Raw genomic sequence first — 26,366 nt, forward strand, 5'->3', positions numbered from 1 at the left:
CATTTGCTTTTCGCTTTTCGCCCACGAATGAATTCGTGGGTTGGGTTTTGTATGGCTTCCCATGACTAAAGTCGTGGGGTGGCGGGTTAATGAAACGGTTTGATGGCTTTATAGGCGGCTATTCTTGCCGTAGCTTCCTGAAAAACCTTGGCCTCGCTGCACAAAGACACCCGGATGTAGCCATTGCCCTGGGTGCCAAAAATACCTCCTGGGGTGATGAATACTTGGGTGGCATCCAGCATAACGTCAGACAATGCGTATCCATCTGGGTAATAAGTCGGGATTTTGGCCCAAACAAACATACCCACCTGCCTGGGGTCGTAGGTGCATTCCAACAAATCAAGCAGGGCAAACACCTCCTTGCGCCGGCTGCGGTATACGTCATTCAGTTCTTCGTACCAGGAAGGCGGGTTTTGCAAGGCTTGTACTGCCGCCACTTGCAAGGGTTTGAACATGCCCGAATCCATATTGCTTTTGAAGCGTACCACCGGTTCGAGGTATTCGGCTGCGCCAGCCAACATGCCTACACGCCAGCCTGCCATATTGTGGGCTTTACTGAGGGAATTCAATTCCAAGGCTACTTCCATTGCACCGGGAATGTCCAACAAACTCATGGGTTGTTCATTCAGGATGAAGGTGTAGGGATTGTCGTTGACAATCAAGATGTGGTGCTGCCGGGCAAAGTCGATCAAGGCTTTGAAATACCCTTTGTCGGCTTGTGCGCCAGTGGGCATGTTGGGGTAATTGACCCACATGATTTTGACCTTGCTGAGGTCTTGTTTGGCCAGATCTTCCAAATCTGCTTGCCAATGGCGCGTTTCCAACAGGTTGTAATCCCGGACACTGGCCCCGGTCAACAGACTCACCGAACGGTAAGTCGGATAGCCAGGGTTGGGCACCAATACTTCATCGCCCGCCTCCAGGTAACTCATCGAAATGTGCATGATACCTTCTTTGGAACCAATCAGTGGCAAAATTTCCGTATTGGGATTGAGCCGAACACCAAAGTATTTCCAATACCAGTCTGCAAAAGCTTGCCGCAACTCCGGAATACCCTGGTAGCCTTGATAAGCATGGGTATCCGACCGCCGCGCGGATGCCAACAAGGCATCAATGGTCGCTTCGCTCGGAGGCAAATCAGGGCTGCCAATGCCCAAATTGAGCACATTTTTGCCCTCTGCACGCAGTTGGGCAATCTGTTTGAGCTTGGTGGAAAAATAGTATTCTTCTACGTTTCCCAATCTACTAGCGGTGGATATGATCGGTGTCATGTATTTCGATTCAGTTGGGGCGACCTTAATTGGAGGCTCCATTGACAAAAAAATTAGTAATCAAATAAGACGCCTTGCTTGTAAGCGCCGAGCAATTTCAATTCATGGGTAACCGGGCGCAAAGCTTCGTAAGCCTGGTCAACGCTGACGTGCCCTTCGGCTACAAAATCAATAAACAAGCGGTATTCCCAGGGTTGCCCGATGATGGGGGCAGATTGTATTTTGCTCAAATTGAGGTTGTATGCTGACAAAATCGCCAATACTTTGTGCAAGCTGCCAACGGTGTGGCTAACCCCAAAACTGACCGAGATTTTATCTGCATCAGTGTCGATGACTGCTTTATCTGCGCGTTGCAGCACCAGAAAGCGGGTATAGTTTTTCTTGTTGGTCTCGATGCCTTCGGTCAGGATTTCCATGTCATACAATTCAGCTGCCAGGGTACTGGCGATGGCGCCTACGGTTTGTAGCCCTTGCTCCCGAATATTACGGGCCGACAAGGCGGTGTCTTCCATTCGAATCAACTGGATATGTGGATATTGTCGAAAAAAATCAAGGCATTGTTCGATGGCAATAGGGTGGGAGTGAACCTCGGTCAGGTCTTCGATTTTGACTCCAGGAAGCACCATCAGGTTTTGTTTTACCCGCAGGTACACTTCCCCAACCGCCATTAGATTGGCCTGATCCAGGAGTTTGTAATTGCTCATCAAGCTACCTGCCAGGGTGTTTTCAATGGCCATCAAGGCTGCGTCCATTTCTTTGCCCTCTTCCAATTGTTCAACCAGTCTCTCAAAAGTCAAGCAAGGGACTATGTCAATTGGCCGCCCTTCAAAGCACAAACGAGCCGCAATTTCGTGAAACGCTCCAGGAAACCCTTGGATGCCAACCCTCAAATTTGCCGTCTCTTGATCGGTCTCTTTTTCATTTTCAGCGAGTAACGTTTGCATGTTGCTTGTTTTCTTGGTCAAGAACTTAAATTGGTTGGTTCAGGTATGGGCAAAAAAAAAGTCCCGCTTTTGCGGGACTGTTTGTTTTCATCTTCAGTTTTTGAACAACAAAACTCAGCAGTCCCTTATGGTTGGCCATAAAAGTAAAAGCTGAAAAAATAAAAGCTGTTGTTCAAACGCATGTTGATGCTTTTTTATAATGTTGCACAAACCTAGAGAATTCTGTTTGGAATCACAAACCTTCCGAGGCGATTTTTTTACTTTTTTTACGATTTCTGAATCGTGCTGCACTAGTACAACCCCAAAGAGCTGCATTTAGACAAGCAAAAATGCAAATAATCGGATCGGTTGTTTAAATGCGCATTTAAATTTGTTAATATTGCATCAAACCATATAAAATTAGGAAATCATGCGCGCAATCGATGCTCTACTCAGTGAATATGGCGAAAGCCATCAAAACAAGATCAACAAAGCCTTTCACTGGATTTGTATTCCTGCCATTGTATTCAGTTTGATGGGCTTGCTCACTTCGATCCCATCGGCCTATTTGAGCAACTGGCTGCCCGTACAGTGGGCACCTTATTTCAATTGGGCAACCTTGTTTTTGCTAATCAACCTGGTTTATTATTTCCGCCATTCCCTGAGCATTGCTTTGGGAATGTTTTTGTTTGCCTCTGCTTGCATCGTCGGCAATGTATGGCTGCAGCAAAACGTTGCTATGCCGCTTTGGCAAACCTCCTTATTGATTTTTGTGGTGGCCTGGATTGGTCAGTTTATCGGCCACAAGATAGAAGGCAAGAAACCCTCCTTTTTCAAAGACCTCCAGTTTCTGATGGTGGGGCCGGCGTGGTTGTTGCATTTTTTGTACAAGCAGGCTGGGATAAAGTATTGAATTTGGGTATTGATTGCGGTTACGGTTTTTACGTTTACTAAACTTTAAAAGTTTAGTAAACGTAAAAACCGTAACCGCAACTATTCACATTACTTCCCTAAAGAATTGATCCAAGCCGCCATTTTCAAGGCATCTGCCTTTGGAACTTGAGGCATGGGGGCCATTTCTGTAGCGTAATCCGGCCAGTTTTTTGGCTCAGGCTTGTGGATCAGTGCGACGATGCGTTCATTGCTGTATTTGCGTTTGGCAATGTCAACATATGAAGGGCCAACCTGGCGCGCATTGGTGGCATGACAACCAAGGCAAGTCCACTTGGTCAGCAGTGGCTTTACCGTTTCGTAGCTAGGAGCAGCCGTTTTTGACGCGCTCAGTTCTTTTCCCTGGGTTGCTGTCGGTACCTTCACTTTTACTTCTTCCTTTGCTTTTACAGGCTCGGTAGAAGTACGCTTGGTGCTCATTTCCGTTGCACTGAGTTTGGTTCCGTCAGGAATGTTGTTCAGGGTATAGAAAGCCGTTGGGTGCAATACGGGCAAGCCGCCATCGCGGGAACGAATGCCTTCCACTTTGATTTCGTGCAAAAAGTACTGCTTCAAGTTGCCAACCACCAGGCGCACTTTCAGTCCATCTTCAGAAACTTTTACGCCTTTGAAAGCCAGCGGTGATTCATCGATCGGCGGGCTGCCATAAACCGGGTGATGCTTGTAAATGAAGTTTTTGCCACTGTACGAAGCAAGGTTTTCAGCAGTGGCTTTGTCGACTGGCTGGGTAAATTCGATTTCAAAACCGTCGGACATCGCACGCACCGTTTTCATTTCCATGGGCATTTTACCCGTCCAGAATAGGCGCTGCAAGCCAGATGTGGCATTTCCCGCTGAGCCCCAACCCCGGTTGGTTTCGCCAACATACAATGAGCCATCGTGTCCCCAAGACATGCGCAATATGCCAGATTGAAATCCGCTGCGGAAATCAAACGCCACGCCTTGGTATTCGCCTTTTACTTTTTCCATCACCACCCGCATGATGCGGCTTTGACCTTGGTCGCCTACGAAAATCTGACCAGAAAAAGGACCAAACGCGCCGTTGGTTTGATCGGGTACAATTTCGGAATTGGAAATGCCCAGGATGCCGTGTGGCAACCATACCGCAGGCAGGGTTACTTCGGGCAATTTGGCTTTTGTCGCAAACAAGGTATTGGGGGCGGTCTCACTTTCCTGGTTTTCAGGCTTGATGTACTCGCCTTTTGCATTTTTGACTTTGCGTGGGTCAACTACTGCGTTGAATTCTGCTGTCGTCATTTTTACTGGAGAGTTCGGAATTTTGTCTGTCCAGACCAAGCCAGCAGGGTGACCTGTGAATGCGCCTTTTTTGAGGTGAAAAATAGCACCTGAGCCCATGTAATCGCCTTGGTTGTCGTCGTAAAACAATTCGCCATCGATCATGCCCAGTCCACAAGGAGAACGCATCCCGGTTGCCCAGGGCTCCATTTTTCCATCGGGGGTAATGCGCATGGTCCAGCCACGGCCAAAGACCCGGCTTTCGCCCCGCCACCATTCCTGATCGCCAAAAGCGACGTTGCCTGTGACAAACATGCTGCCATCCGGCGCAAATTTTGGCCCATAAGAATACTCGTGGTAATGGCCGGAAACAGGCCAAGCATATACGGTTTCGTATACATCGGCCACATCGTCGCCGTTGGTGTCCATCAATTTGGTCAATTCACCGCGCTGCGCGGCGAAAAGGGCGTTGTCTTTGTACGCCAAGCCCAATGGTTCGTGCAAGCCAGAGGCAAACAACTTAAAGCGCGGCGGCGCATCGTTGGCCATGTCAGGGTTTTCCACCAAATACACATCGCCACGGCGGGTACAGAGGGCAATTCGGCCATCTTGCAACGTGGCCATGCCGCCTACTTCCAGCAGCATGCCTTCCGGGGTAGGCATGGTGACAATTTTGTAATAATCCGCTTCTGTTGGAGTTTTTGCAGGCGGATTGGGGATCCAGGTAAAACTGGTCAGCAGTTGTATGAGGAGCAGACCGGATAAGATGAGTCCGGTTTGGATGAAATATTTCATGATTTTGTTTTTAAAATTAACTACCAAATGATTGAGTACTTCACAACGCCTGCTTTTGCGGGCAAGATCAGTTCTTTTTTGCCATTGAAATCGCGAATACTGGCTCGATCATCACCGCTAAGGGAGATGTAGTACTTGCGGTCAATGACATAAGAACCGTCGGGCATGGGCAGAATGTCTTTACCCTCGGCCAATTTGATGCTGGTGCCAGCGGGAATAGTACCCTTCAAAGCAAGCTCACGGACCAGGCTGTTTTGATCCACGCTGGGGTAGCAGCGCTCTTCCACTTCAATGCCTTTGTAGGTGTACCGGAAAATAGGTCGACCCGTAGCCTCATCAATGGCGTAACCTTTGGTTTTGAAATCTGCTTCGTTGTACACCGTTGGAAATGCATCGCTGGCACTGTTGATGACCCCCAGGGTTTGACCGATAAAGGTGTACAAAGAAACACCTATTGGACGGAAACTGCCGTCTCCACGATCGTTCCACATTGGCGTTGCGTCTACAAAATCGCCTCTCCAGGCACAGGCTACATTGCCTGCTTTGAGGTCGTAGATGTAATGCAGTCCACCAGGATCACCCACTCCAATGGTATGGGTAAGGCGACGAGCGCGGTCTTGCTCAAAATCGAGAAAAGCCCGCAGCAAACGCGTTTTGCTGCCAACTGAAACGTAGATAGAAGACGAGGGATTGGGATCAGGCGGATAGGATCCAAAAGCCGTCAGGATTGAACGCTGAATGGCCGAGCCTTCAATGATCCAGGCCAAACGTGGAGGCATGTAGCCCGCATCTTTGTAGTAATAAATGGTGAACGGATGCGCTCCAGCCTTGAGCTGCATGTTGCTCTGCTTAGAATCCCACCAGCTATCCGGGCGGAGGTTAAACATCAACTCCTGGTTGTCAATCACCAGTTTGTACCCTCCGGTTGTGTTGAGGGTCATGATGTAGAATGCGTCCTCTGGTACATTCAATACTCCGTCAAAACGGGCAGCACTGAGGTCTTCATTGTCGAGGACTTCAGTGGTCACGGCGGCAATTTTTCCGCTGGTTTTAGGCGTTGCAGTTTTTAGATCATCAGCTGATTTGAAGCTGCCTTCGAAATACTTGTAGCTGATGTCGCTGGTAGTGGCCACTTTGGCGCCCAAAGAACGGTACTTGATGTTGCGGAAAGCGACGGCACCGTGGTCACCCTGGATAAACAAAGGCCCCAGCGCCGCTTCTTTTTTGTCGACCGGCCCGCCGGTTGCCAGAGGAACTTCCAGGTTTTGATGCACGGTCACTCCATTGATGGTCACGTAGTGGAAACGCGCGTTGGAAATCTTGTTGCCTTGCGCGTCAAAACGAGGTGCCTGGAAAGAGATCTTCAGGGTTTGCCACAAGCCGGGGGCTTTGGCTGCATTGGCGTCGGGAGCTTTGCCCATGTAGATTTGCCCCGGGGTATTTTCCCAGTTGCGGTAAATGCCGCCCAGGTCTCCGTATTTGGGGGATCTTACGCCCCAACTGTCGAACAACTGTACTTCGTAGCGGCCTTGAAGGTAAATGCCCGAATTGGAACCCTTGGGCATCATGAATTCGAGTTCTAGTTCCAGATCGCCATGCTCCCAAGCGCTCAGGACTTTGTAGCCTTCAATGGTGGCCCATTCTTGCTTTTTGCCCGCTTGTTCCAGGATTTCGTGGTCTTTGTCGGATACATTGTTGACCAGAATGCCTTTGCCTGGTGTAACTTTCATGCCACCGTTGCGATCCATTGCCACGTCACCAGCAATCTGCCAATTGCTGCCCGTGGTTTTAAAATTGCTCATGTCCTCAAGCGAGAGGGGTTTGAGGGGAAATTTTTGTCCCCAGCCTGTTGTCGCACTCAGGATGGTGACAATAAATAGGAATGTGTGTAAAGACTTCATTGGTATGTTGGTTGTTGTAAAGTTGTGTTAAACTATTAAGTCTAATGGATAATCTGTGTTAATGGCTGCCAGTGGTGATTTTTTGCAGACCATCTGCCTGGGTTGAGTTGTCTTTTATGAACAACCACAACACCGCAGATATTGCGAGGCTAATGGCACAAATAATGAAGATCAAGCCTTTGTCGGTCGCCTCGCTTACCGCTTCTCCAACGCCCAAACTGGCTACCAACTGAGGCAATACGACCGAGAGATTGAACAAACCCATGTACATGCCCATGCGAGATTGATCAATGGTTTGGGACATAATGGCAAAAGGCAAACTTACTGTTGCCGCCCATCCGATGCCAACAACGCCCATCAAAATATATATCATTCCCACCGATTGTCCAAACAACCAGATTCCGGCATAGCCAACTGCCATGATGGCGATGCAAATCAGATGGGTTTTTACCCGGCCGATTTTGCGGGTCAGGGGTTCCAGTAATGTGGCGGGTAATATTGCCGCAATCAAATTGAAAAGCAGAAACGAGATGGAAACGACCTGCCCCATTTGGTTGTCGGTCAAGCCTGTGATCTTTTGCTGCACATAGGCAAACATGTACACAAACATCGTCTGAATGCCCAACCAGGTAAAAGAGTGTGCCGCGAGAATTTTTTGAAAAGGGATCAGGTGGGCGAATTTAGGTCCCCCAATCGTAATGTTGAGCGCAAACAGGGCTGCCAGAGCGACCACGGTTACCCCTGAACTTGCGCCTTGGATAAAATTATCCAATCCAGCGCTTTGAGGAAGTACGCCCAATCGGCTCAGTATGCCGTAAAAGGCGTAAAGCAAGTACCCCCAAAGCGGGGTGATGGCGATCATGATTTGACCAAAAGAAGCTTTGGGTTGGGATGTACCACTTGCAGGTGTATCACTTGCAGGGTTTTCACTTTGCAACACCCGAGGCTCTTCTATAAAAAATGGAGGGATCACCGAGATCAGCAAGACCAGAATTGCCCCAAAATAAATCAGGGTATAATTGCCCCAAATTGCCCCAACCAGATAAGCTCCCACGCCAAAAGTACCAGAAATGGTTTGCATCCAGGTATAGCCTCTGGTACGCGCATCGCCAGGAGGGGTTACGTCGGCAATAATGGAACGGGTAGGATTGAAGCTAATGTTGATGGCCAAATCGAGGGTTAAAGCGATCGTAATGGCAACTCCCAATAATGCTCCAGAACCAAGTGCAGCGGAAATGACCCCAATATTGGGCAAGGCCAACAGCATCAATGCTGCCAACACGCCACCTATAATTATGAAGGGGCGTCTCCGTCCACCCCAAAACCAGACATTGTCGCTGATCAAGCCAATGATGACCTGCCCAAAGATGCCCGCAATGGGCCCTGCAGCCCAGACCAAGCCAATCTCATGGATAGATAGTCCGTATTTGGTGCTCAAAATCCAACTCAAGGCCGAAATCTGAACCGATAGCGCAAACCCCATTGCAGTAGAGGGCAAACTGAGCAGTGCATAAAAGGAAGGTGCTAATTTTTTTTGAATATCTAGCATTCCAAATTATTTTTTGAGAAGTATACCTCAAAAATTGGAATGTTTTGCGGAAAAGCGAAATTTATTGGGTTTTAAGTTTTGAGTTCTGGTCTTTGTTTTTTTCAAGGGGCAGCTTTGCTACTTTTTTCACCACCTAAAACACACCTGTGAAGCACCTAGAGATGAAATAATGTATTGACTCAGGTGACTCTTAGGTGTGTCTTAGGTGGTAAAAAAACAATATACTGGATGGTATTAAAGCTTCCTCAAACGGAAAAAATAAATCCCACCGCGTGTATTTGCCCGCAAATTCATCCGCTCGTATCCCAGGTTATTTACCCCACAGAGGTAAGTCATGATTGGACGTCCCCGATCGAAAAAATCCAAGTCGAGGTAGAATTCGGAATCGTTGTCGTTATCGAAGTCGGCGCGATTGAGGATCAATTCCCAGTTGCCGGGATAAATGATTTTATCGCGCCGATCATCGTATTCGGCGGTATAGTCCCCGTAAAAATCAATGATGTCCCCTTCGAAATCGGCATCGCGGTTTTCGCGGAACAAGGCACCATTTTCGCGAAATGAGGCACTTTCAAAAATCCAGGAACCGATCAGTCGGTCTTCTTTGCGTTCGATTCGGTATTCGTTTGAGCAAGTGCTCAACATTACCAGAACAACCAACATTGTAATGAGCTTGAAGTATTGCATAACCACGTATTTTTGGCATTAAAAGATATTTCAATGATAAACATTCGTGGTGCTTCCCCCTATGCCTTTAACAAGCTTTAACCCTACTCTGGAAAACTTTAACGAGCGTTAATTTGAAGTTAATGGACTTAAAAAAGAAGGATTTCTCAAAAATGTCTATTTTCGCTCCTACGACGGCCTGAAAGCGAACCTTAAACCGCTACCCTTACTATGAGACATAACACTTACTTGCCCAGCTTATGGGCTGCCGTTGTATACCTTGTTTTTCTTACGACTTTGCATGCCCAGCAAGTGCCGCTCAATGATTGTTCCAATCTTGGATTTGAAAAAGGCACACTTGAAGGATGGAGAGGGGAGTATGGCTTGGTTAGGGATCCTACTTTTGGGACTCGCCCCAAGGAAGAAGAAGTCAAATCCGGATTTGCTTTTCAACGGCATACCATCGTGCGGAAGGACATGGGAAAAGATTTTCTGGTGCGCATTGAAGACCTGGCGATGGTCTCTATTGGCAATTTTGCTGTCCGATTGGGCAATTCCAGGAACGGTCGAGAGTTTGAACGCCTGATTACTTCCTTTCGGGTCACCCAAGAGAATTCTCTGTTTTTGTACAAATTTGCCGTGGTACTGGAAGATCCTGACCACAAACCCAAGCAGCAACCACGTTTCACGGTAGAGGTGCTTAACCAGCGCAATGTGCGTACCCCCTGCGGGCTATACGAAGTAGCTGCAGCAGAAAACATCCCTGGTTTCAAAAATCAGGGGGTTTTGCGCGTGCGCAACTGGACGGCTGCGGCCATCGATCTCCGGGAATACATCGGGCAGGTGATTACATTGCGCTTTACCGTCAATGATTGTACTGAAGGGCTACACTTTGGCTATGCTTACCTCGATGGCGAATGTCTGAGTGCAAAAATTTACCCTTCTTATTTTTGCCCCGGACTGGATACGACCATCACCTTGAGCGCCCCGGATGGATTTTCGGCCTACCGCTGGAGTACAGGACAAACTACCCGCAGCATCACACTCAACAAACCCGCAGCAGGTACCAAAATCTTCTTAACGGTGAAGCCCTTCAATAGCCTGGCGGAAGATTGTCAATTTACTTTCGAATTTGAAATCCCTGAGCGCTTGACCCGTGAATTGCTGGCAGAAGACTCCGTCAAATTTTGCGGCAATAGCCCTCAATTGGTAACGCCTATTGACGATAATTTTGAAAAATTCACCTGGCGTTTTGGCAAAAATGGCCCGATCGTATCCAACGAAAAGCAAGTAAACCTTACCCAATCGGGTACGTATTTTTTGGAAGCCCGGGATCGTTCCTGCGTTTTCCTGGATTCTGTGCAATCGCGTACCTTTCCTGAACCCCGCTTGAGCGCTCAAATCGATCCTCCAAAATGCGATGGAACAGCTACTGGAAAAATTACTCTGCAAGGCAACCAAAATTTAAAATACGCCTGGAGTACTGGAGATTCGACGGCAGTGTTGAGTCAGCTTCTGGGCGGTAAATACTTTGTAACCGTTACGGAGCCGAATCTGGGTTGCAGTTTTGAACGCAATTTTGACGTGCCATCTCCCCCTCCCTTTCAGGCTGCGGCACAAATCCTGACTAAACCTTGTGGCGACAGCCAAAAAGGCCGGGCTCAAATCAACATTCAAGGCGGTACTGCCCCTTATACCGTGCGTTGGAGTAATGGCGATACCAGCAGATTGATTCAGCCGGATCGAGCTGGAATGTACAAAGTCAGCATCACCGATGCGCAGGGCTGCCGTCGTTTGGATAGCTTGGAGGTACAGAAAATGGAAGTGGCAACCGCTACTGTACCCAGCAAATGCTACGGTGAGAAAAACGGGTTGATTGCAGTACAAGCCAGTGGCGGTGCGCCCAATTACCGATTTCAACTGAATCAACAACCCATTGTTAAGGATTCAATTTTCCGCAATCTTCCGGCTGGAAAGTATTCAATTAGCATCGAGGATCAAAGTGGCTGTAAAATCACCCGCGAGGTCGAATTGGCTGAACCCACACAATTTCAGATCAGTTTGCCCAAGGATACGACCGTGGATTTGGGTGCCCCTTTGGTGTTGGCTCCCCAGAGCAATTACCGGATTGCGACCTTCCGCTGGAAAGGCTCTTACCCTGAAATTTGCGCGGCATGCCCTCAATTGGATTTACCTCGGGTAATGGGCAATGGTACGGTTCAATTGGTAGCTCTGGATCAAAACGGCTGCCTGGCTGCTGCGGAAATGCGGATTTTGGTGCAAAAAAACTACAAGGTTTTTATCCCCAACGCTTTCAGTCCCAATGGGGATCAGCACAACGACTTCTTTGAGATCTACCCCGGTACCAGCACATCCAAAGTGAAATCCTTACAGATTTATTCTCGTTGGGGAGAAATCTTTTATGATTACAATGGGGATCAGAGCCAGGACATTCCGCGCTGGGACGGACGCTTCCGAGGTAGAATCATGATGGACGAAGTGGTGGTGTACAAAGTCGTAATCGAGTTCATCGATGGTGAAACGAAAATGTTTGCGGGAAGCGTGACGATTGTGAAATAGGGGAGGGGGTGCACACAATTTTCGGATGCACAGTAGAAATGTATGCAACCTAAAACCTAAAAAAACAAGAGGCATCAAGGGTTACCTCAATGCCTCCTGTAAGTTGCAGAATTACTATGCAAATTTAGATTCCAAGCCCATGTTTTTTACCAAAAGGTAGTAAAAAATAGCCCGGAATTTGTTGCGGTTGCTAGACCCCATCTGCTCGCAAACGTTTTGCATGGCCACATCCAATTCTGGTCCGTCTTCCAATCCCAATTTTCCAATCAGGAAATTTTTCTTTACGCGATCCAATTCTGTCTGATCGGAGCAAGAAACTTTTGAAGAGTCATCGTTGTAGATAGATGGCCCCAAAGACTTGGTAATTGCTGTTAACAGGGTTTCGTCAACACCTTCGATGTCGCGGGTTGTTCCCAGTTGTTCCTTGTACTTGACAAGCAAGTCATCAAATTGGCTCATTGAAATTGTATTTTTGGATTCTAAATAAGGGCAGTAAAATAGAGATTTTCCTGAAATAGGGATAATTTTTTACCTTGTTTCCCAAATAAATTTAAACAAACAACAAAATCTGTTCCGATGAAATTTCTTTTGCTTTTCCTTTTTCTGGTAGTTGGATTTATTGGGGGCTACGCACAAGCCACTTCCAAGAAGTTAAAACAAGGTACGGTGGTACATACCGTGTATTTCTGGTTGAAAAATCATGGAAACCAACAGGATTTGGATTCCCTGTACAATGGTGTAAAAACCCTCGTGAGCATCAAAGAAATCCAGACTGCTTACGTTGGCACACCAGCGGATACCAAAGAACGCCCGGTAATTGATGGATCATACGATTTGTCGCTCACCTTTGTATTCAAGAGCTCAAAAGATCAGGATGCTTATCAAATTCATCCTACGCACCTGAAATTTGTAGAAGGCCACAATCACCTGTGGGAACGGGTAATTGTGTACGACGCGAAGGGGCGATAAAAAAATAAGTGTTTCATTTTGCCAAAGGATTAGATGAGTAAACGGTTCATTTCAAGTTTCTTATCTAATCCTTTGGCTCCAAGAAAATGAAACACTTATTTTTGCCCCACTACTAAGTTGAAGTAAATTTTATAGAGAGATGAAGCAGGAATTTGCTCCCCCGTCATCTCTCACCCGTCATCCCTCACCTTCAAAATAAACCCCACTTTAAACACATTCTCGATGGAAATCCGGGGGTCGTTGCGCAGCATTTTGCGCAAGCGAGAGATGAATACGTCGAAGCTGCGGCCCAGGAAATAATCCTTTTGGCCATAGATGCGTTCCACGGCGTCATCGCGGCGCAGGATGTTGTTTTGGTGCAGGCAGAGCAGGCGCAGTACCTCGTTCTCTTTTTCAGTAATGCGTTCGATTTGATTTTGGTACACCAATTCTTGTTTGGTGTAATCGAAGTGATAATCGCCGATGCAGAATTGAGCGGGAACTTCCTGGGCAGCTTGATTACGGCGCAGAATTACCGCTATTTTGCAGAGTAACTCTTCTTCATCAAAAGGTTTGGTGATGTAGTCTTCTGCACCCAGGGCATAGCCTTTGAGGCGGTCTTCCTTGAGTACCCTGGCGGTGAGAAAAAGGAAAGGGATGTATGCATTTTCCAAATGGATCAGTTTGGCCACCTGAAAACCATCCGTATCGCCCAGCATTACATCCAGGATGCACAAATCGAAGGGACTTTTTTTGAATTGTTCCAAGCCGGTTTGGCCATTGCGCGCCAGCTTGATGGAATAACCTTCTGATTCGAGTAATTCCATGAGCAAATACCCCAGACTGAGGTCATCTTCTACGATCAATATGTTGCCCTTGCTGCTCATTTGGATCTATTTAACGGGAAAACTAAGCGAAAAGCAAGTTCCAGCTTGTTGTGCACTGGCCACTGTGATTGCTCCTTGATGCAACTCCACAATTTTTTTGACATAGGCCAATCCGAGTCCAAAGCCTTTGAAACGCTTGGCCGTAGCTGCTTCGCCCCGGTTGAATGCGGTGAAAATACTGGACAATTCCTTTTCATTGATGCCCAATCCATTGTCGCGGATAGATACCAGAATTTGCTCATTTTTACCTTCCTCCAATACAATCTGAATATTCGGAATTTGGTCGCAATACTTGAGGGCATTTTCGATGAGGTTGCGAAAGGCGTTGCGCAAATGCAGGGCATCGCCAGAGATGCTGGGCAAGGTGCCGAGAACCTTGAGCTCTACCACGGCCTCTTTTTCCCGAATCGAGGGACTAAGGTCTTCGATTACTTCCTGGATCAGGGTTTCCAATTGCAGGTTTTGGCGCTGCAAGGGATTTTTGTTGTATTCCAGGCTCGCCATTTGCAAAAAGCGCTCTACTTGATGGATCAGTTCATTGCTTTCCTTGCTGATGATCTGTAGCACCTGATCGTCTTTCAATTCCGGTTTTTTTCGCCCCAATAAACCAGCAGCAAGTTTGATATTGGTCAGTGGCGTTTTGAACTCGTGCGCCATGTGGTTGAAAAAATCGAGATTCTGATCTGCCAATTTTTTTTGTTTCAACAGGTAATAACTGGCAATGAAGAAAATCAAAAAAATGGCCATCAAAATCAAGGCAGAACTGCCAATCATGACATTCATGCGCTGCAAAATGTAACTCTGTTTGGTGGGGAATTTGAGCTCCAGCCGTCGCGTGTCTTCCGAAACCAGGGGATCCAGTGCGCAAGAATAGTCCGAAAATTGTGTAATCGGGTTTGATTGGGGGGTGATAACATTTACAGCATACGGCAATTGGATGCCATAAAAAGCCAGCGATTTGTCCAGATTTTTCCGCAATTGGGCATCGGCGAGGATCATCGTTTCGGAAACTATATCGGCGCAGCAGGCGCCATTGCTCTGGGCGCAGGTCATGCCCACGGTACTTTTTTGGGGTTCTTGCGCGGTGGTCGTTACTGCATTACACAGCGCCATGTCGACGCGGTGCTCAAACTGTTCGTCCAACAATTGGCGCGAATAGTTCATCCAGCGCACCTGAATGGCGATCAAACCCAGTAAAGCCAGACACGATGCCGCAATCACTATCTTTATTCGATTCGTTTTCATAAGGATACAACAATAAAACTTTCACAAAAGAACAGCAAAATCCGTTGCAAAATGTTATTTTAACAGCCGGTTAACAAGTGAATAACAGCCGCAACACACCTTTCACCTCTGACGGCAACTACCTTTGTAGCGTTGTATAAGTACAATACCGGCAACCCAGCGGATCTGGGTGAATGTATTTAACCATATCATCTCATGCGTTTCACATTTCTCGTTTTTTTCGGCCTGCTATTTTTGGGTCTGAACAACATCAATGCTCAATCTTGCTGCCAGAAAGCCAGCACTGCTGCTGCCAACGTTTCTGAAAAGAAATGCTCCATGGACAAGTCAACTGCCAGTACTGCAGCTACATCTAAAGTATCGACCAGCAATGCACAAGTGGCTAGCGGTGTAGCTACTTTTGTAAGCGGAGGTGTTGTCAAGTCCAGCCTGAAGTCTTGTGATCCAGGTATTTGCCCTCCAGCCAACTGCGACCTGAGCAAGTGCGATCCAAGCAACTGCGATCCAAGCAAGTGCCCAAAGACTACTGCTGCCAAGGCCAGCACTACTAAAGTTGTAGCCAAGACGAATAAGTCAACTGCTGCGCTGTAAGCGGGTCTAAGTTTTGGGGTTTTAGGTTTTAGGTTTGTCTGAAAGCGAAAAATTGTACTTTTGCCGCAAAAGAACCTAAAACTTAAAACCCTAAAACTTAACAAAAATGCTGCCTGAACAACACGCCATCCGCGAGAGCAATTTTCAATTGCCGGGACAAACTGCTTTTTACCGGGGCAAAGTACGCGATGTATATACCCTGGGCGACCAGCTCCTAATGGTTGCATCGGATCGAATTTCGGCTTTCGATTACGTCCTGCCTCGCCCCATTCCTTACAAAGGGCAAGTGTTGAACCAGATTGCAGCGCATTTTTTGAAAGCTACCGCAGACATCGTTCCCAATTGGCTCCTTGCTACTCCTGATCCCAACGTGGCGATCGGTCATGCTTGCGAACCTTTTCGGGTGGAAATGGTGATCCGGGGTTATTTGGTTGGGCATTCTGCCCGGGTGTACGCCAGTGGTGTACGCAACCTATGTGGCATCGCCTTACCCGAAGGCATGCAGGAAAACGACGCTTTTCCAGAACCCATCATCACTCCTGCCACCAAAGCTGAAGAAGGCCACGATGAAGACATCAGCCGGGAAGACATCATCTCTAAAGGAATCGTGAGTGAAGCGGATTATGTGCAATTGGAAGCGTTTACCCGTGCATTGTTTCAGCGCGGTACAGAAATGGCCGCCAAGCAAGGCTTGATTTTGGTAGACACCAAGTACGAATTTGGTAAAAAAGACGGTCAGATCTACGTCATCGATGAAATCCACACACCCGATAGCTCCCGCTATTTTTACCTGGCAGGCTACGCCGAACGCCAGGCCAACGGCGAACGCCAAAAACAACTCTCCAAAGAATTTGTACGCGAATGGCTGATTGAAAATGGTTTTCAGGGCAAAGACGGCCAAACCATCCCCGCCATGCCAGATGACTTTGTATGGGAAATTTCCAATCGCTACATCGAATTGTACGAACACATTACCGGATCAGCTTTTGTGAAAGCTGATACAAGTCATATTCTGGAACGGATTGAGCGGAATGTGTTGGATTGGATGGGGCGGTAGGGATTAGACCCAGAGCAAACGCATTAAATATCAAAAAAAATTGCAATTGGTCAACAGGTCGTTGACCAATTGCAACTGACCGAAATTTTGCCAGATGAACTAAAGTTCAGCTTGCCCAGCATTGAAGAAATTGAACTCAAAAAATCAACCTAAATGTCAACAACCGCTGGTAGGAATTACGGTGCAGAATATTCGGTAAAAAAAAAAGTAGCACCACCTTCTGGTGATGCTACCCTTAAAACAATCAAAAATCAAAAAGCAGATTAGTAGCCAGGATTCTGGCCGAAAGTGCTTGGGTTATTCATGATGTCGATTTCCTGCTGAGGAATCCCGTAGATCAAACGGAAAGGCTGGATGGTGATTTTCTTGTTGGCAGCGATTTCGGCGATGGCCGTACCTCTGCGCACCAGGTCAAACCAACGGTCGCACTCAAAAGGCAACTCCAGTCTTCTCTGCTTATAGATTTCAGCGCGGAAGCTTTCCTGCGTAGGCAGGTCGGTGCCAGTCAGTTCCTTGATGCCCGCACGTTTGCGTACAGCATTCAGGTGAGCGAAAGCGGTACCCGCAGCAGTGCTGGCGTTGTAACCAATTTCATTCAGGGCTTCTGCCTGGATCAGCAGTACATCCGCAAAACGCAAGATCGGGAAATCGTTGCCAGCAGCGTTGTTTACTGGTTGGTCCAAAAATTTGCGGGGCATGATGTTGCCGTTGCCGGTTGGCCTTACAGCGTCAACCAAAGTTTTGCGTTGGTCACCTGCTTCAGTATAGGCTTTCTGGATGGTGGTATCCACCCCGATCACCTGGGTGTTGGCATACCAGAAGCCGTGATCCTGGCCTGCAATGCCTTTGGCAAAACGTACGGCAAACAGGATTTCAGCGTGGTACTTCACCGTAGCGCTGAACACATCTTCTACCTTTGGCAACAAAGAGAACACTTTGGAGTTGATCACCTCGTCCAATATGGTCTTGGCATCGTTGTATTTCTTTTGGTACAAATACACTTTGCCCAACAAGCCTTTGGCTGCTCCTTGCGTTACCCGGCCCAAATCAGCAGCAGGGTAAGTTGCAGGTAGGTTGGCAGCAGCAAACTTCAAGTCCGCTTCAATTTGTGCATATACTGCCGAAACAGCGTCCCGCTTCAAATCTCTGGCACTTACCGGATCGACGGTTTTGGTAACGAGTGGCACTGCACCCCAAAGACGAACCAGGTTGAAGTAGTTCAACGCACGAATGAAAGAAGCTTCACCTTTGATGCGGTTTTTCAGGGTATTGTCCATGATGATAGGATCAATGGATTCCAATACCGTATTGCAACGGAAAATGCTGCTGTAAATTGCAATCCAACTGTTGTAAAGGTTGGTGTTGCCCGGGTTGTCAGAAAAACGGTTGATCTGGAAGTTTTGACCCGCACCAGAAGATGGATCTTGGTCAGAGAAGTTGTCTCCACGGTTTTCCATCAACACTTGAAAAGTACTACCGTACTGACCGCCTACGGCCAATGACTTGTAGCAACCATTTACCGCAGTTACGGCATCTCCAGAGGTTTTAAAAAAGTTGGCTGGAGAAATGGTGGATTTGGGTGCCAAATCCAGAAAACTCTCTTGGCAAGATGTGCCTACCAAAAGCAGTATGCACAGCGTAAACAATATATTTTTCATTTTCATTTTATTTTGAATCAAGAAATAGAATGCACAACGAAAGTTTAGAAGCTGAAGTTCACACCAAACGTGTATGTACGCGCCAATGGGTAAGAACCATAGTCTTCACCAGTTGTCAGCGAATTATCTGGACGGTCACTGATCTCAGGGTTGAAGTACGGATACTTGCTCCAAGTGATCGGGTTCAACACAGCAACATAAATTCTCGCGCTGGCAATTTTTGCTTTGGCCAACACTTCGCTGTTGAAGGTATAACCCAAAGCCAGGTTCCGTACGCGTACATAAGAACCATCTTCGATGTGCCAGCTGGAAGTGATCCCGTTGCCACCGGTAGCCAAACGGTTGGCCCGGTTGACTAAGCCAGTGCCTGGGTCACTTGGTGATTTGTAGTAGCCTAATACTTCGCTGGTGTTGTTGAAGTTACCTTCTACGTTGGCAAAGTAACGGTTGAGCAGTGCCATCACCTTGAAGCCTTGGCTGCCCTGGATGGCGATGTTCAGGTCAAAGTTCTTGTAACGGAAAGTGTTGGTAAAACCGAAAGTGTACTTAGGCTGGAAGTTGCCCAGGATCTTGCGGTCGTTGGCGTCGATCTTCTTGTCGCCATTCAGGTCTTCAAATTTGAAGTCACCCACTTTGGTGGTGTTGCTCGTCTTCGCAGAGTTGTCCAAATCCGCCTGATCTTTGTAAATGCCGATCACATTGTATACAAAGTAAGAGGCAATGGTTTCACCAATCTGAGTGATGAAATAAGTGTTGCCTGTACCACCCGTTTGGATGATTGGTGCACCGGATGGACCCAACTTGGTTACCTTGTTTTTGTTGGTAGAGTAGTTGATGTTTCCATCAATGGAGAAATCAGTACCAAGGCGTTTGTTGTAGGCCAAAGTCACTTCCAAACCTTTGTTGTTCATCTCTCCAATGTTCTGGAGGTAAGTGCTGAATCCTGATCCTCCAGGTACTGGCAGGTTCAACAATAGTTTGCTGGTGTTGGAGTTGTAATAATCCACAGTCAGGTTCAAAGCTGACTTGAACAAGCTGATGTCTACACCGAAATCGGTACTTGCCGTGTTTTCCCAAGACAAGTTGTCGTTGGCTGGAGAAGTGATGGAGATACCGTTGTTCAAGATAGAGTTGCCAAATACGTAGTTGCTGTTGTTGTTGCTCAATTGGGCGCGAGAGCCGTAGTTTGGAATCTGGAAGTTACCCGTCAGACCGTAGCTGGCGCGGATTTTAAACGCATTGATGATGCCATCGTTGCCAAAGAAATTTTCTTTAGCAATGTCCCATGCACCAGAAACAGAAGGGAACAAGGCCCATTTGTTGTTTTCACCAAAGCGAGAAGAACCGTCACGACGTGCAGATACAGACAAGAAGTATTTGCCTGCGTAGTTGTATTGCGCTCTGCCCAGGATAGACAACAGGCTCCATTGCTGCAAAGTAGAGCTACCAGAAGAAATTTGACCAGCGTTCAAAGTCGATACAGCATCAGTAGGGAAGTTGATCGAAGTCAAAGTGTTGCGATCCTGGTTTTCTTTTTGAGCAGAATAACCTGCCAAAAGATCCAATTTGTGGCTTCCAAATGCTTTAGAGTAAGTCAAGGTGTTTTCAACCAACCAATTGGCAAACTGATCGGTGTTGGAGAAACCCGTAGATACAGATGGCCCTACCGCACCTTGCGTAGGCAAGTTGGATGGACGGTAGTAATCGCGACGGAAAGTGTTGATGTCGGTCGCAACAGCCAAACGGTACTTCAAACCGTCGATGATTTCGTATTCACCATAAGTGTTGGCCAACAAACGGAAGTTCTTGATTTGATCCTTGGTCAGATTGGCTACTGCAACCGGGTTCAACTGGTTGGTTTGTCCGTAACCCCATACGTTTACAGAATCCGCAAAAGAACCATCAGGATTGTAAACCGGGAAAATCGGCGCATATCCCAGTGAGTTGGCGATTACACCAGAGACCGGTGCAAACCATGGCCCTTCAGAGTTTACTACCCGATTGGTAGAAAAAGAAGGGCTCATGTTGACGCCAAAACGGAATTTGTTCAACTTGGCATCTACCCGGAAACGGGTGTTGTAACGGGTCAGGTTGTTGTTGATCACAATACCATCCTGGTTCAGGTAGCTACCAGAAAACAGGAAAGTGATGTTGTCGGTACCGCCGCTGAAGCTCAAGGTGTGGCTTTGCATGGGCGCCTGGCGGAAAATTTCGTTTTGCCAATCGGTATTGGTTAAGCCTTGTTGGCCAGCCAGGTAAGGTGCAATTTGATGAGGAACACGCAAAGCCGGGTTGACTGGGCGAATGCTGTTTGGATCGGTGGGTTTACCCGTTGGTACGGCATCAAAGTAGGCGTTGTTGTGGCCATCGTATACCACTTGAGCATATTCGTAGGCATCCAGTACGTCTACGTGCTTGTTTACTTCTTGCATGCCGTAGCTGCCGTCGTAATTGATTCTGAGTTGGCCAGATTTTCCTTTTTTGGTGGTAATCAAAACCACACCACCTGAACCTCTGGAACCATAAATGGCAGCAGAAGCCGCATCCTTCAGTACGTCGATAGACTCGATGTCACTTGGGTTCAAAGAAGCCAATGGGTTGAAAGGCTGCTCGTAGCCGTTTACACCGCCAGAAGCACTGCGGGTATCGTTGGTTACCGGAATACCGTCGATTACAAACAATGGGTTGTTGCCTGCGCTGATCGAACTCACCCCACGGATGCGGATAGAGACGTTGCCACCAGGAGCACCGCTGGTTTGGATCACCTGTACACCGGCCATCTTACCGACCAACGCCTGGTCGAAAGAAGTTACCGCTTGTTCTTTGATGTCTTTGGCTTGAACAGAAGCTACTGAACCCGTCAGGTCGCGCTTTGCTCTGGTACCGTAACCGGTAACTACCAGTGTACTCAGGTTGGTAGAAGTTGACTTCAAGCTAATGTTCAGTTTGTTGCTGCTTTGAGTAGCAACAAAATCCTTGATGATTTGCTCTTCATAACCTACGTAAGAGATGATCAAGGTAACTGGCGCTCCCACTGCAACGGTAAGGCTAAAGTTGCCATCGATGTCGGTAACGGTACCTTGGTCGGTACCTTTTACCTTGATGGAAGCACCGATCAGAGGTTCACCAGAATCAGCCGTTACTTTTCCTTTGATTTCACCATCTACCATTACAGTTGTGGTAGCAGAAAAAGGGCTGCGCGCAAAAATTGGGTTGCTTAGGCTTAAGCCCAAAACAGAGAGCATTGCAAAGCTCCACAGGGCAATTGCCTGTGCAGTAAAGCTTCGACGCTCATTGAGTGCAAGTTTCATAAAGGTTGGTTTATTTAAAAATCTTAAAGATGAATTGTGCTCTTTGGCATGTCAACCGCAAATTTAGAAGGGATCAAAGGCAGGACTTCTTTTGAAGTGAATAAGAAATTGTAAGGCTTCCATTAAGGTTTAGGTCTGAATTCGGCCAATAGTAACCAATCCTCGTTAATTAAAATTTACATCCATTTACCCATTGCAACATTGTAAATGCGAAAAATGCTAACAGCTAAACCTTTGTACATCGCAGTATGCAAACGCTGGAATCCCCGTGACGCCGTAACGTTAAGATTGCATTAAGTCTGCTGAAAAAATGAACTTTTTGAAGCGGAAACTTTATCCGTTTATTTCTCTAAATTTTAACCTGAAAGCGACGTTGGATTAATACTGATGATTTATTCTTGCTGCTTGTTTACCTTTAATACGGTTCAACCTCAAGATAACTGCGCCATGAAAATTTCTTTTTCCCTTTGTTTGATCTGGTTCGTTTGTGTTTCAGGAACTGCCCAAACGGTGACCGAGCTTTTTCGCTTCAAGTCTCGACACGCTACCCAGGCGGTGGCGGTAGATAGCCTCCATTTTTACACCATTTCCAATTCGCAGATTGTGAAATACCGCAAAGCCACCAAAGACAGTGTCGCTACCTGGAAAGGCCCGCTCAAACACCTCAACAGTGGGGTAGTGCTCAACGGCAAGTTGTATTGCACCAACTCCTCCTATCCTGAAAAACCCATGGCCAGCTCGGTCGAAATTTTTGATACCAAAACCCTGCAACACATCGGCAGCCAAAGCTTTGGCATCTACGAGGGTTCTTGCACCTGGGTAGACTGGTACCAGGGGCACTGGTATGCCTATTTTTCGCAGTACGAAAACGAAGGCGGCGAGCCAGGCAGAGGCGTACAATACAGCTCCCTGGTGCAATTTGATTCCGAATGGCGGCGCACCGCAGGCTGGATGATTCCCCAGGCGTTGGTAGAGCGCATCCGCCCCATGAATTTATCGGGAGGGACTTTTCGCGAAGATGGCCTGTTGTATTGCAGCCCGCACCACGATTTGGAACTGTACATCTTGCGCATTCCCACCATCAGCTACGAGTTAGAATGGGTCAAAACGATTCCGGTGCCATTCCAGGGGCAAGGTTTTGCGATTGATCGCTATCAGAAAAATGTGTTGTATGGCATGCACCGGGGCACGAGGGAGGTGATTGCGATCCGATTGGAGTAAAAAAGCATTTCCAGTCTTTTCAATAATCTTATTTGATATTTGATTTAAACTTTTATCTCGCTGTGCAACTGCTTAATGTTGCGCTGGATCGGCCTTTTTTGTCGTTGTTCGAAAGCATCCATGTGTTCGATTTCATCCAGGAGTTCGGCCAGTTTGTTTTTTGACTCATCAGGTCGTTGGTTGTCTAGCAAAAACTTGGCGTATTCAAAGCGGTGCGGAAAATTCGAAAACTGAGCGTCCATGTCTTTGAAGTTGTTTTCCGCTTCTGTGCCACGACCCAGAAAATACAAAGACCAGGAAAAGGCGACCCTTTCATCCGAGTTGCGGAAGACTTTTTCATCTTTGAGTTGCTGGCCGTATTGTACAGCTGCGGCGTAATCTTTGACCAAATAACTGGCCTTAACCAGCTTTCTAATCAAATCAGTATCAGAGGAGAACAAGCCATTCAAACAAGATTTGTATAAATCGAGCGCTTCTTGAATGCGGTTGTTACTCATGTAAGCGTCCGCCAGTCTCACCTTGTTTTTAACCGTAGGTGCATATTTGATCTCTTTCTCTAGTTTGCTGGTCTTATAATTGCTGTCTATCGCGGCCTTCATCCCTTCCTGGACATCGCCAACATTGATCCGCGTGCCAAAATTGTCGTACAAATAAATCAGGCATCCAATCAAGGGAATGAATACGATCAGCCAAAGCCAGCGCTGGAGGTTGTTTTGGCGGTAGGCGTGGTACAAACAGAAAGCTTGTAGCAGCAAAATGGGGGTGTAATATCCGTACATAACTCAGGTTGGTTTTTCTGATAGCAAATTAACGCATAATAAATTAGGTTCAAAAATTTTGTGTAGAACAATCCTTCAACAGGAGAGCACAGGACAGCGTTCCCAAAGTCAATGATTTAATTTGTAAAGCTTATATTTGAGGAATAAGTCAACAACAATTTGATATTTTCAACCTGCAAGTCCATGATCGCACCAGACCAAATTCTATCCCACAATCAGGCACAAGCACCTGAACACCATACACGTTTGCAATACACCGAAGGCGTATTGGAGCGCAAGGGCTTCAACCCTGCCCAGATTATTGCCCAAATCCGCGCTTTCCAAATTGCCATCCCCAGTTGGGCGCTGGGCTCGGGCGGTACCCGCTTTGGGCGCTTCAGCATCGGGGGCGAACCCAGCAACCTGGAAGAAAAAATCGAGGACGTAGGCCTGATCCACCAGCTCAATCGCTCGGCCAATTCGATTTCCCTGCACATTCCCTGGGATATCCCCAAGGATGTGCCTGCACTCAAACAATTGCTCCACCACCACGGCTTGACTATCGATTCGGTCAACTCCAATACCTTTCAAGATCAAAAAGACCAGGTACACAGTTACAAGTTTGGCTCGCTTTGCCATACGGAAGCAGCAGTGCGCCAGCAAGCCATTACACACAACATCCAGTGTGTGGAATACGGCAAGCAACTCGATTCCAAAACCCTCACCGTTTGGTTGGCGGATGGATCCAACTTTCCCGGGCAGCACCATTTTCGCCAGGCATATCAACGTACGGCGGAGTCTTTGACCGCCATCTATCAGGCGATGCCTGAAGATTGGACGATGCTCATTGAATACAAGCCTTACGAACCCAATTTTTACTCCATGATCATCCCGGATTGGGGTACCTCTTATTCTTTCTGCCAATCGATTGGCAAAAACGCCCAGGTACTGGTCGATCTGGGTCACCACCTGCCCAATACCAACATCGAGCAAATTGTAAGCAGGCTGATGCACTTTGGCCGTTTGGGCGGCTTTCACTTCAACGGATCCATGTACGGCGACGACGACCTCACCACGGGCAGCATCAAGCCCTACCAACTGTTTCTGATCTTCCATGAACTGGTCGATGGCATGAGCGACCCTGAGGTAAAGAACCCGAACATTGCCTGGATGATCGATGCCAGCCACAATACCAAAGACCCGATCGAAGACTTGCTGCAATCGGTCAACGGGATTTTGTCTGCTTACACCCGGGCGCTTTTGGTAGACCGCGTTGCGCTCAGTCAGGCACAGGAAGACAACGACGTGGTAAAAGCCGAAGAAATTTTGCGCGATGCCTTCCTGACCGATGTGCGCCCGCTGGTAGCCGAGGCCATGCGCCTGGCTGGCGGTGCCATTGACCCCATTGCGCTGTTCCGTTCTGCCCAGGTTCGGGCAGGTTTGATTGAAAAAAGAGGTAAATTCAGTACTGCTACTGGCTTATGAAAACAGTTGCTTTTGCAATTTTTGATGTTGGGAAAACCAATAAAAAACTGCTGCTTTTTGATGAGGCATTCCAACCCATCGAAGAGTACAGCCAGGCCATTGCAGAAACGCAAGACGCCGATGGTTTCCCTTGTGATGACCTGCTGCAAATCAACTCCTGGTTGCTCAATCATTGGGAAAATTTGCGCACGCGCTCCGATATTGTGCTCAAAGGGGTGAATTTCAGCGGCTACGGCGCCAGCTTTGTCCACCTGGATGCAGCAGGCCAGGCCATCCCTCCTTTGTACAACTACCTCAAAAAATTTCCAGCAGAATTGCAGGATGCTTTTTTTGCCGATGTTGCTGCTCATGATGGCCAAACTCCGGCCGAATTTGCCACCGTTACCAGTTCACCTTCGATGGGCATGCTCAATTCGGGCTTGCAACTCTTTTGGTTGGCCAATCAACAACCTGACGCATTTGCAGCGGTCAAAACTTCCCTGCATTTGCCTCAATACCTCTCTTACCTGATTTCGGGTGAAAAATTCAGTGACTTTACCTCCCTTGGGTGCCATACCGCTTTGTGGGATTTTCAGGCGGGCAATTACCATCCCTGGGTGAAACGCTGGGGGGTAGAAGAAAAAATGGCCCCCATCACCAAAGATCCAATTGCGACCGTAATCGACGGAATGATGGTGGGGGTGGGCTTGCACGATAGCTCTTCCGCCTTGCTGCCTTACCTGCTTCAGGAAAAAGAACCGTTTCTGCTCTTGTCTACCGGAACCTGGTGCATCAACCTGAATCCCTTCTTCGATGCCCCTTTGAGCGAGGAGGCATTGCGGCGGGATTGTTTGGTCTACCTCACTACTCGGGGAAATAGGGTCAAAGCTTCCCGGGTGTTTTTTGGCCGCGAGCACGATCACCAGGTAGACCGCATCGCCAAACACTACGGGGTAAGTGTTGATTTTTACAAAAAACTCAGCGGGAAAGAAGCGGTCGCTATTCATCCAGGATTTGTTCCGGCGTGTATGCAAGGCACGGGGCCAGTGCCAGGAATGCAAAACGCCAACTGGGATTTCAGCGCCTGTCCCGACGCAACCAGTGCCTATTACAGCCTGATACACGGGTTGATGGATTTGTTGCATCAATCCATTCAACTGGTGGACAACGGGGTAGCCAAGTTTTTTGTTGATGGTGGTTTTGCACAAAATCCTATCTTCATGCAACTGTTGGCGGAATATTTTCCCAACAAAATCATCGAGGCATTGGAGTTCCACCAGGCTACCGCTTTGGGCGCATTGATGCATTTGAAAAATGGACAAGCAGATGGGCAATCTATGCCTTTGTTTATTTAGCA

Annotated in this window: 20 protein-coding genes; 8 read left to right on the forward strand and 12 right to left on the reverse strand. The window is 47.5% G+C overall.

Going from position 1 to position 26,366, the window contains the following annotated elements; translation table 11 throughout:
* Positions 1-86: 86 nt before the first annotated feature.
* Both ABW391_RS03450 and ABW391_RS03455 read right to left on the reverse strand, forming a co-directional pair.
* A complete protein-coding gene (locus tag ABW391_RS03450; RefSeq protein ID WP_353480429.1) occupies positions 87-1,271 on the reverse strand; it encodes a pyridoxal phosphate-dependent aminotransferase in 1,185 nt (394 codons plus the stop codon).
* Positions 1,272-1,324: 53 nt separating this feature from the next.
* Positions 1,325-2,215, reverse strand: a complete 891-nt coding sequence (locus tag ABW391_RS03455; RefSeq protein ID WP_353480430.1) for a prephenate dehydratase — start codon at positions 2,213-2,215, stop codon at positions 1,325-1,327.
* A 409-nt stretch (positions 2,216-2,624) separates the two neighbouring features.
* On the opposite strand from ABW391_RS03455, the gene ABW391_RS03460 reads away from it, so the two are divergent.
* On the forward strand, positions 2,625-3,107 hold the full coding sequence (locus ABW391_RS03460) for an Mpo1 family 2-hydroxy fatty acid dioxygenase (protein ID WP_353480431.1): 483 nt from the start codon (positions 2,625-2,627) through the stop codon (positions 3,105-3,107).
* An 89-nt stretch (positions 3,108-3,196) separates the two neighbouring features.
* Here ABW391_RS03460 and ABW391_RS03465 read toward each other — a convergent pair whose 3' ends face one another.
* The 4 genes from ABW391_RS03465 to ABW391_RS03480 all read right to left on the reverse strand — a co-directional run bounded on the left by ABW391_RS03465 (position 3,197) and on the right by ABW391_RS03480 (position 9,310).
* The gene (locus tag ABW391_RS03465) at positions 3,197-5,176 is read right to left on the reverse strand and encodes a DUF7133 domain-containing protein (protein WP_353480432.1); all 1,980 of its coding nucleotides are present in this window, start codon (positions 5,174-5,176) and stop codon (positions 3,197-3,199) included.
* Between the two features lie 20 nt (positions 5,177-5,196).
* Positions 5,197-7,077, reverse strand: a complete 1,881-nt coding sequence (locus ABW391_RS03470; RefSeq protein ID WP_353480433.1) for a 3-keto-alpha-glucoside-1,2-lyase-like domain-containing protein — start codon at positions 7,075-7,077, stop codon at positions 5,197-5,199.
* Positions 7,078-7,135: 58 nt separating this feature from the next.
* The gene (locus ABW391_RS03475) at positions 7,136-8,626 is read right to left on the reverse strand and encodes an MFS transporter (protein WP_353480434.1); all 1,491 of its coding nucleotides are present in this window, start codon (positions 8,624-8,626) and stop codon (positions 7,136-7,138) included.
* 234 nt (positions 8,627-8,860) lie between these two features.
* A complete protein-coding gene (locus ABW391_RS03480) occupies positions 8,861-9,310 on the reverse strand; it encodes a hypothetical protein (protein WP_353480435.1) in 450 nt (149 codons plus the stop codon).
* A gap of 210 nt (positions 9,311-9,520) precedes the next feature.
* On the opposite strand from ABW391_RS03480, the gene ABW391_RS03485 reads away from it, so the two are divergent.
* Positions 9,521-11,869 (forward strand): T9SS type B sorting domain-containing protein, encoded by a 2,349-nt coding sequence (locus tag ABW391_RS03485; RefSeq protein WP_353480436.1) that lies wholly within the window; start codon positions 9,521-9,523, stop codon positions 11,867-11,869.
* A gap of 114 nt (positions 11,870-11,983) precedes the next feature.
* On the opposite strand, the gene ABW391_RS03490 is transcribed toward ABW391_RS03485, so the two are convergent.
* The gene (locus tag ABW391_RS03490) at positions 11,984-12,328 is read right to left on the reverse strand and encodes a DUF2853 family protein (RefSeq protein ID WP_353480437.1); all 345 of its coding nucleotides are present in this window, start codon (positions 12,326-12,328) and stop codon (positions 11,984-11,986) included.
* Positions 12,329-12,445: 117 nt separating this feature from the next.
* On the opposite strand from ABW391_RS03490, the gene ABW391_RS03495 reads away from it, so the two are divergent.
* A complete protein-coding gene (locus tag ABW391_RS03495) occupies positions 12,446-12,838 on the forward strand; it encodes a Dabb family protein (RefSeq protein ID WP_353480438.1) in 393 nt (130 codons plus the stop codon).
* Positions 12,839-13,008: 170 nt separating this feature from the next.
* Here ABW391_RS03495 and ABW391_RS03500 read toward each other — a convergent pair whose 3' ends face one another.
* Positions 13,009-13,704 carry a response regulator transcription factor gene (locus tag ABW391_RS03500; protein WP_353480439.1) on the reverse strand — a complete coding sequence of 232 codons (696 nt, stop codon included), beginning with the start codon at positions 13,702-13,704 and terminating at the stop codon, positions 13,009-13,011.
* Between the two features lie 6 nt (positions 13,705-13,710).
* Complete coding sequence (locus tag ABW391_RS03505) at positions 13,711-14,949, reverse strand: sensor histidine kinase (RefSeq protein ID WP_353480440.1); 1,239 nt, start codon at positions 14,947-14,949, stop codon at positions 13,711-13,713.
* Between the two features lie 195 nt (positions 14,950-15,144).
* Here ABW391_RS03505 and ABW391_RS03510 point away from each other — a divergent pair, with 195 nt between their 5' ends.
* Positions 15,145-15,540, forward strand: coding sequence for a hypothetical protein (locus ABW391_RS03510; RefSeq protein WP_353480441.1), 396 nt, complete (start codon positions 15,145-15,147; stop codon positions 15,538-15,540).
* Between the two features lie 106 nt (positions 15,541-15,646).
* The gene (locus ABW391_RS03515) at positions 15,647-16,597 is read left to right on the forward strand and encodes a phosphoribosylaminoimidazolesuccinocarboxamide synthase (protein ID WP_353480442.1); all 951 of its coding nucleotides are present in this window, start codon (positions 15,647-15,649) and stop codon (positions 16,595-16,597) included.
* A 263-nt stretch (positions 16,598-16,860) separates the two neighbouring features.
* Here the strand turns inward: ABW391_RS03515 and ABW391_RS03520 are convergent, their stop codons facing one another.
* A complete protein-coding gene (locus ABW391_RS03520; protein WP_353480443.1) occupies positions 16,861-18,255 on the reverse strand; it encodes a RagB/SusD family nutrient uptake outer membrane protein in 1,395 nt (464 codons plus the stop codon).
* Between the two features lie 44 nt (positions 18,256-18,299).
* The gene (locus ABW391_RS03525) at positions 18,300-21,566 is read right to left on the reverse strand and encodes a SusC/RagA family TonB-linked outer membrane protein (RefSeq protein ID WP_353480444.1); all 3,267 of its coding nucleotides are present in this window, start codon (positions 21,564-21,566) and stop codon (positions 18,300-18,302) included.
* A gap of 447 nt (positions 21,567-22,013) precedes the next feature.
* On the opposite strand from ABW391_RS03525, the gene ABW391_RS03530 reads away from it, so the two are divergent.
* Positions 22,014-22,787 (forward strand): hypothetical protein, encoded by a 774-nt coding sequence (locus ABW391_RS03530; RefSeq protein WP_353480445.1) that lies wholly within the window; start codon positions 22,014-22,016, stop codon positions 22,785-22,787.
* Between the two features lie 44 nt (positions 22,788-22,831).
* Here ABW391_RS03530 and ABW391_RS03535 read toward each other — a convergent pair whose 3' ends face one another.
* Positions 22,832-23,566: a hypothetical protein gene (locus tag ABW391_RS03535; protein WP_353480446.1), complete on the reverse strand. Its 735-nt coding sequence runs from the start codon at positions 23,564-23,566 to the stop codon at positions 22,832-22,834.
* A gap of 183 nt (positions 23,567-23,749) precedes the next feature.
* Between ABW391_RS03535 and ABW391_RS03540 the strand changes: the two genes are divergently transcribed.
* Together ABW391_RS03540 and ABW391_RS03545 are read left to right on the forward strand one after the other, a co-directional pair.
* Positions 23,750-25,030 (forward strand): sugar isomerase, encoded by a 1,281-nt coding sequence (locus tag ABW391_RS03540; RefSeq protein WP_353480447.1) that lies wholly within the window; start codon positions 23,750-23,752, stop codon positions 25,028-25,030.
* Positions 25,027-26,364, forward strand: coding sequence for an FGGY-family carbohydrate kinase (locus ABW391_RS03545; RefSeq protein ID WP_353480448.1), 1,338 nt, complete (start codon positions 25,027-25,029; stop codon positions 26,362-26,364). Before ABW391_RS03540 ends, ABW391_RS03545 begins: the two co-directional genes overlap by 4 nt.
* Positions 26,365-26,366 lie beyond the last annotated feature (2 nt).

Origin of the sequence: Haliscomenobacter sp. (assembly GCF_040403615.1) — a bacterium.
Taxonomy (GTDB): domain Bacteria; phylum Bacteroidota; class Bacteroidia; order Chitinophagales; family Saprospiraceae; genus Haliscomenobacter.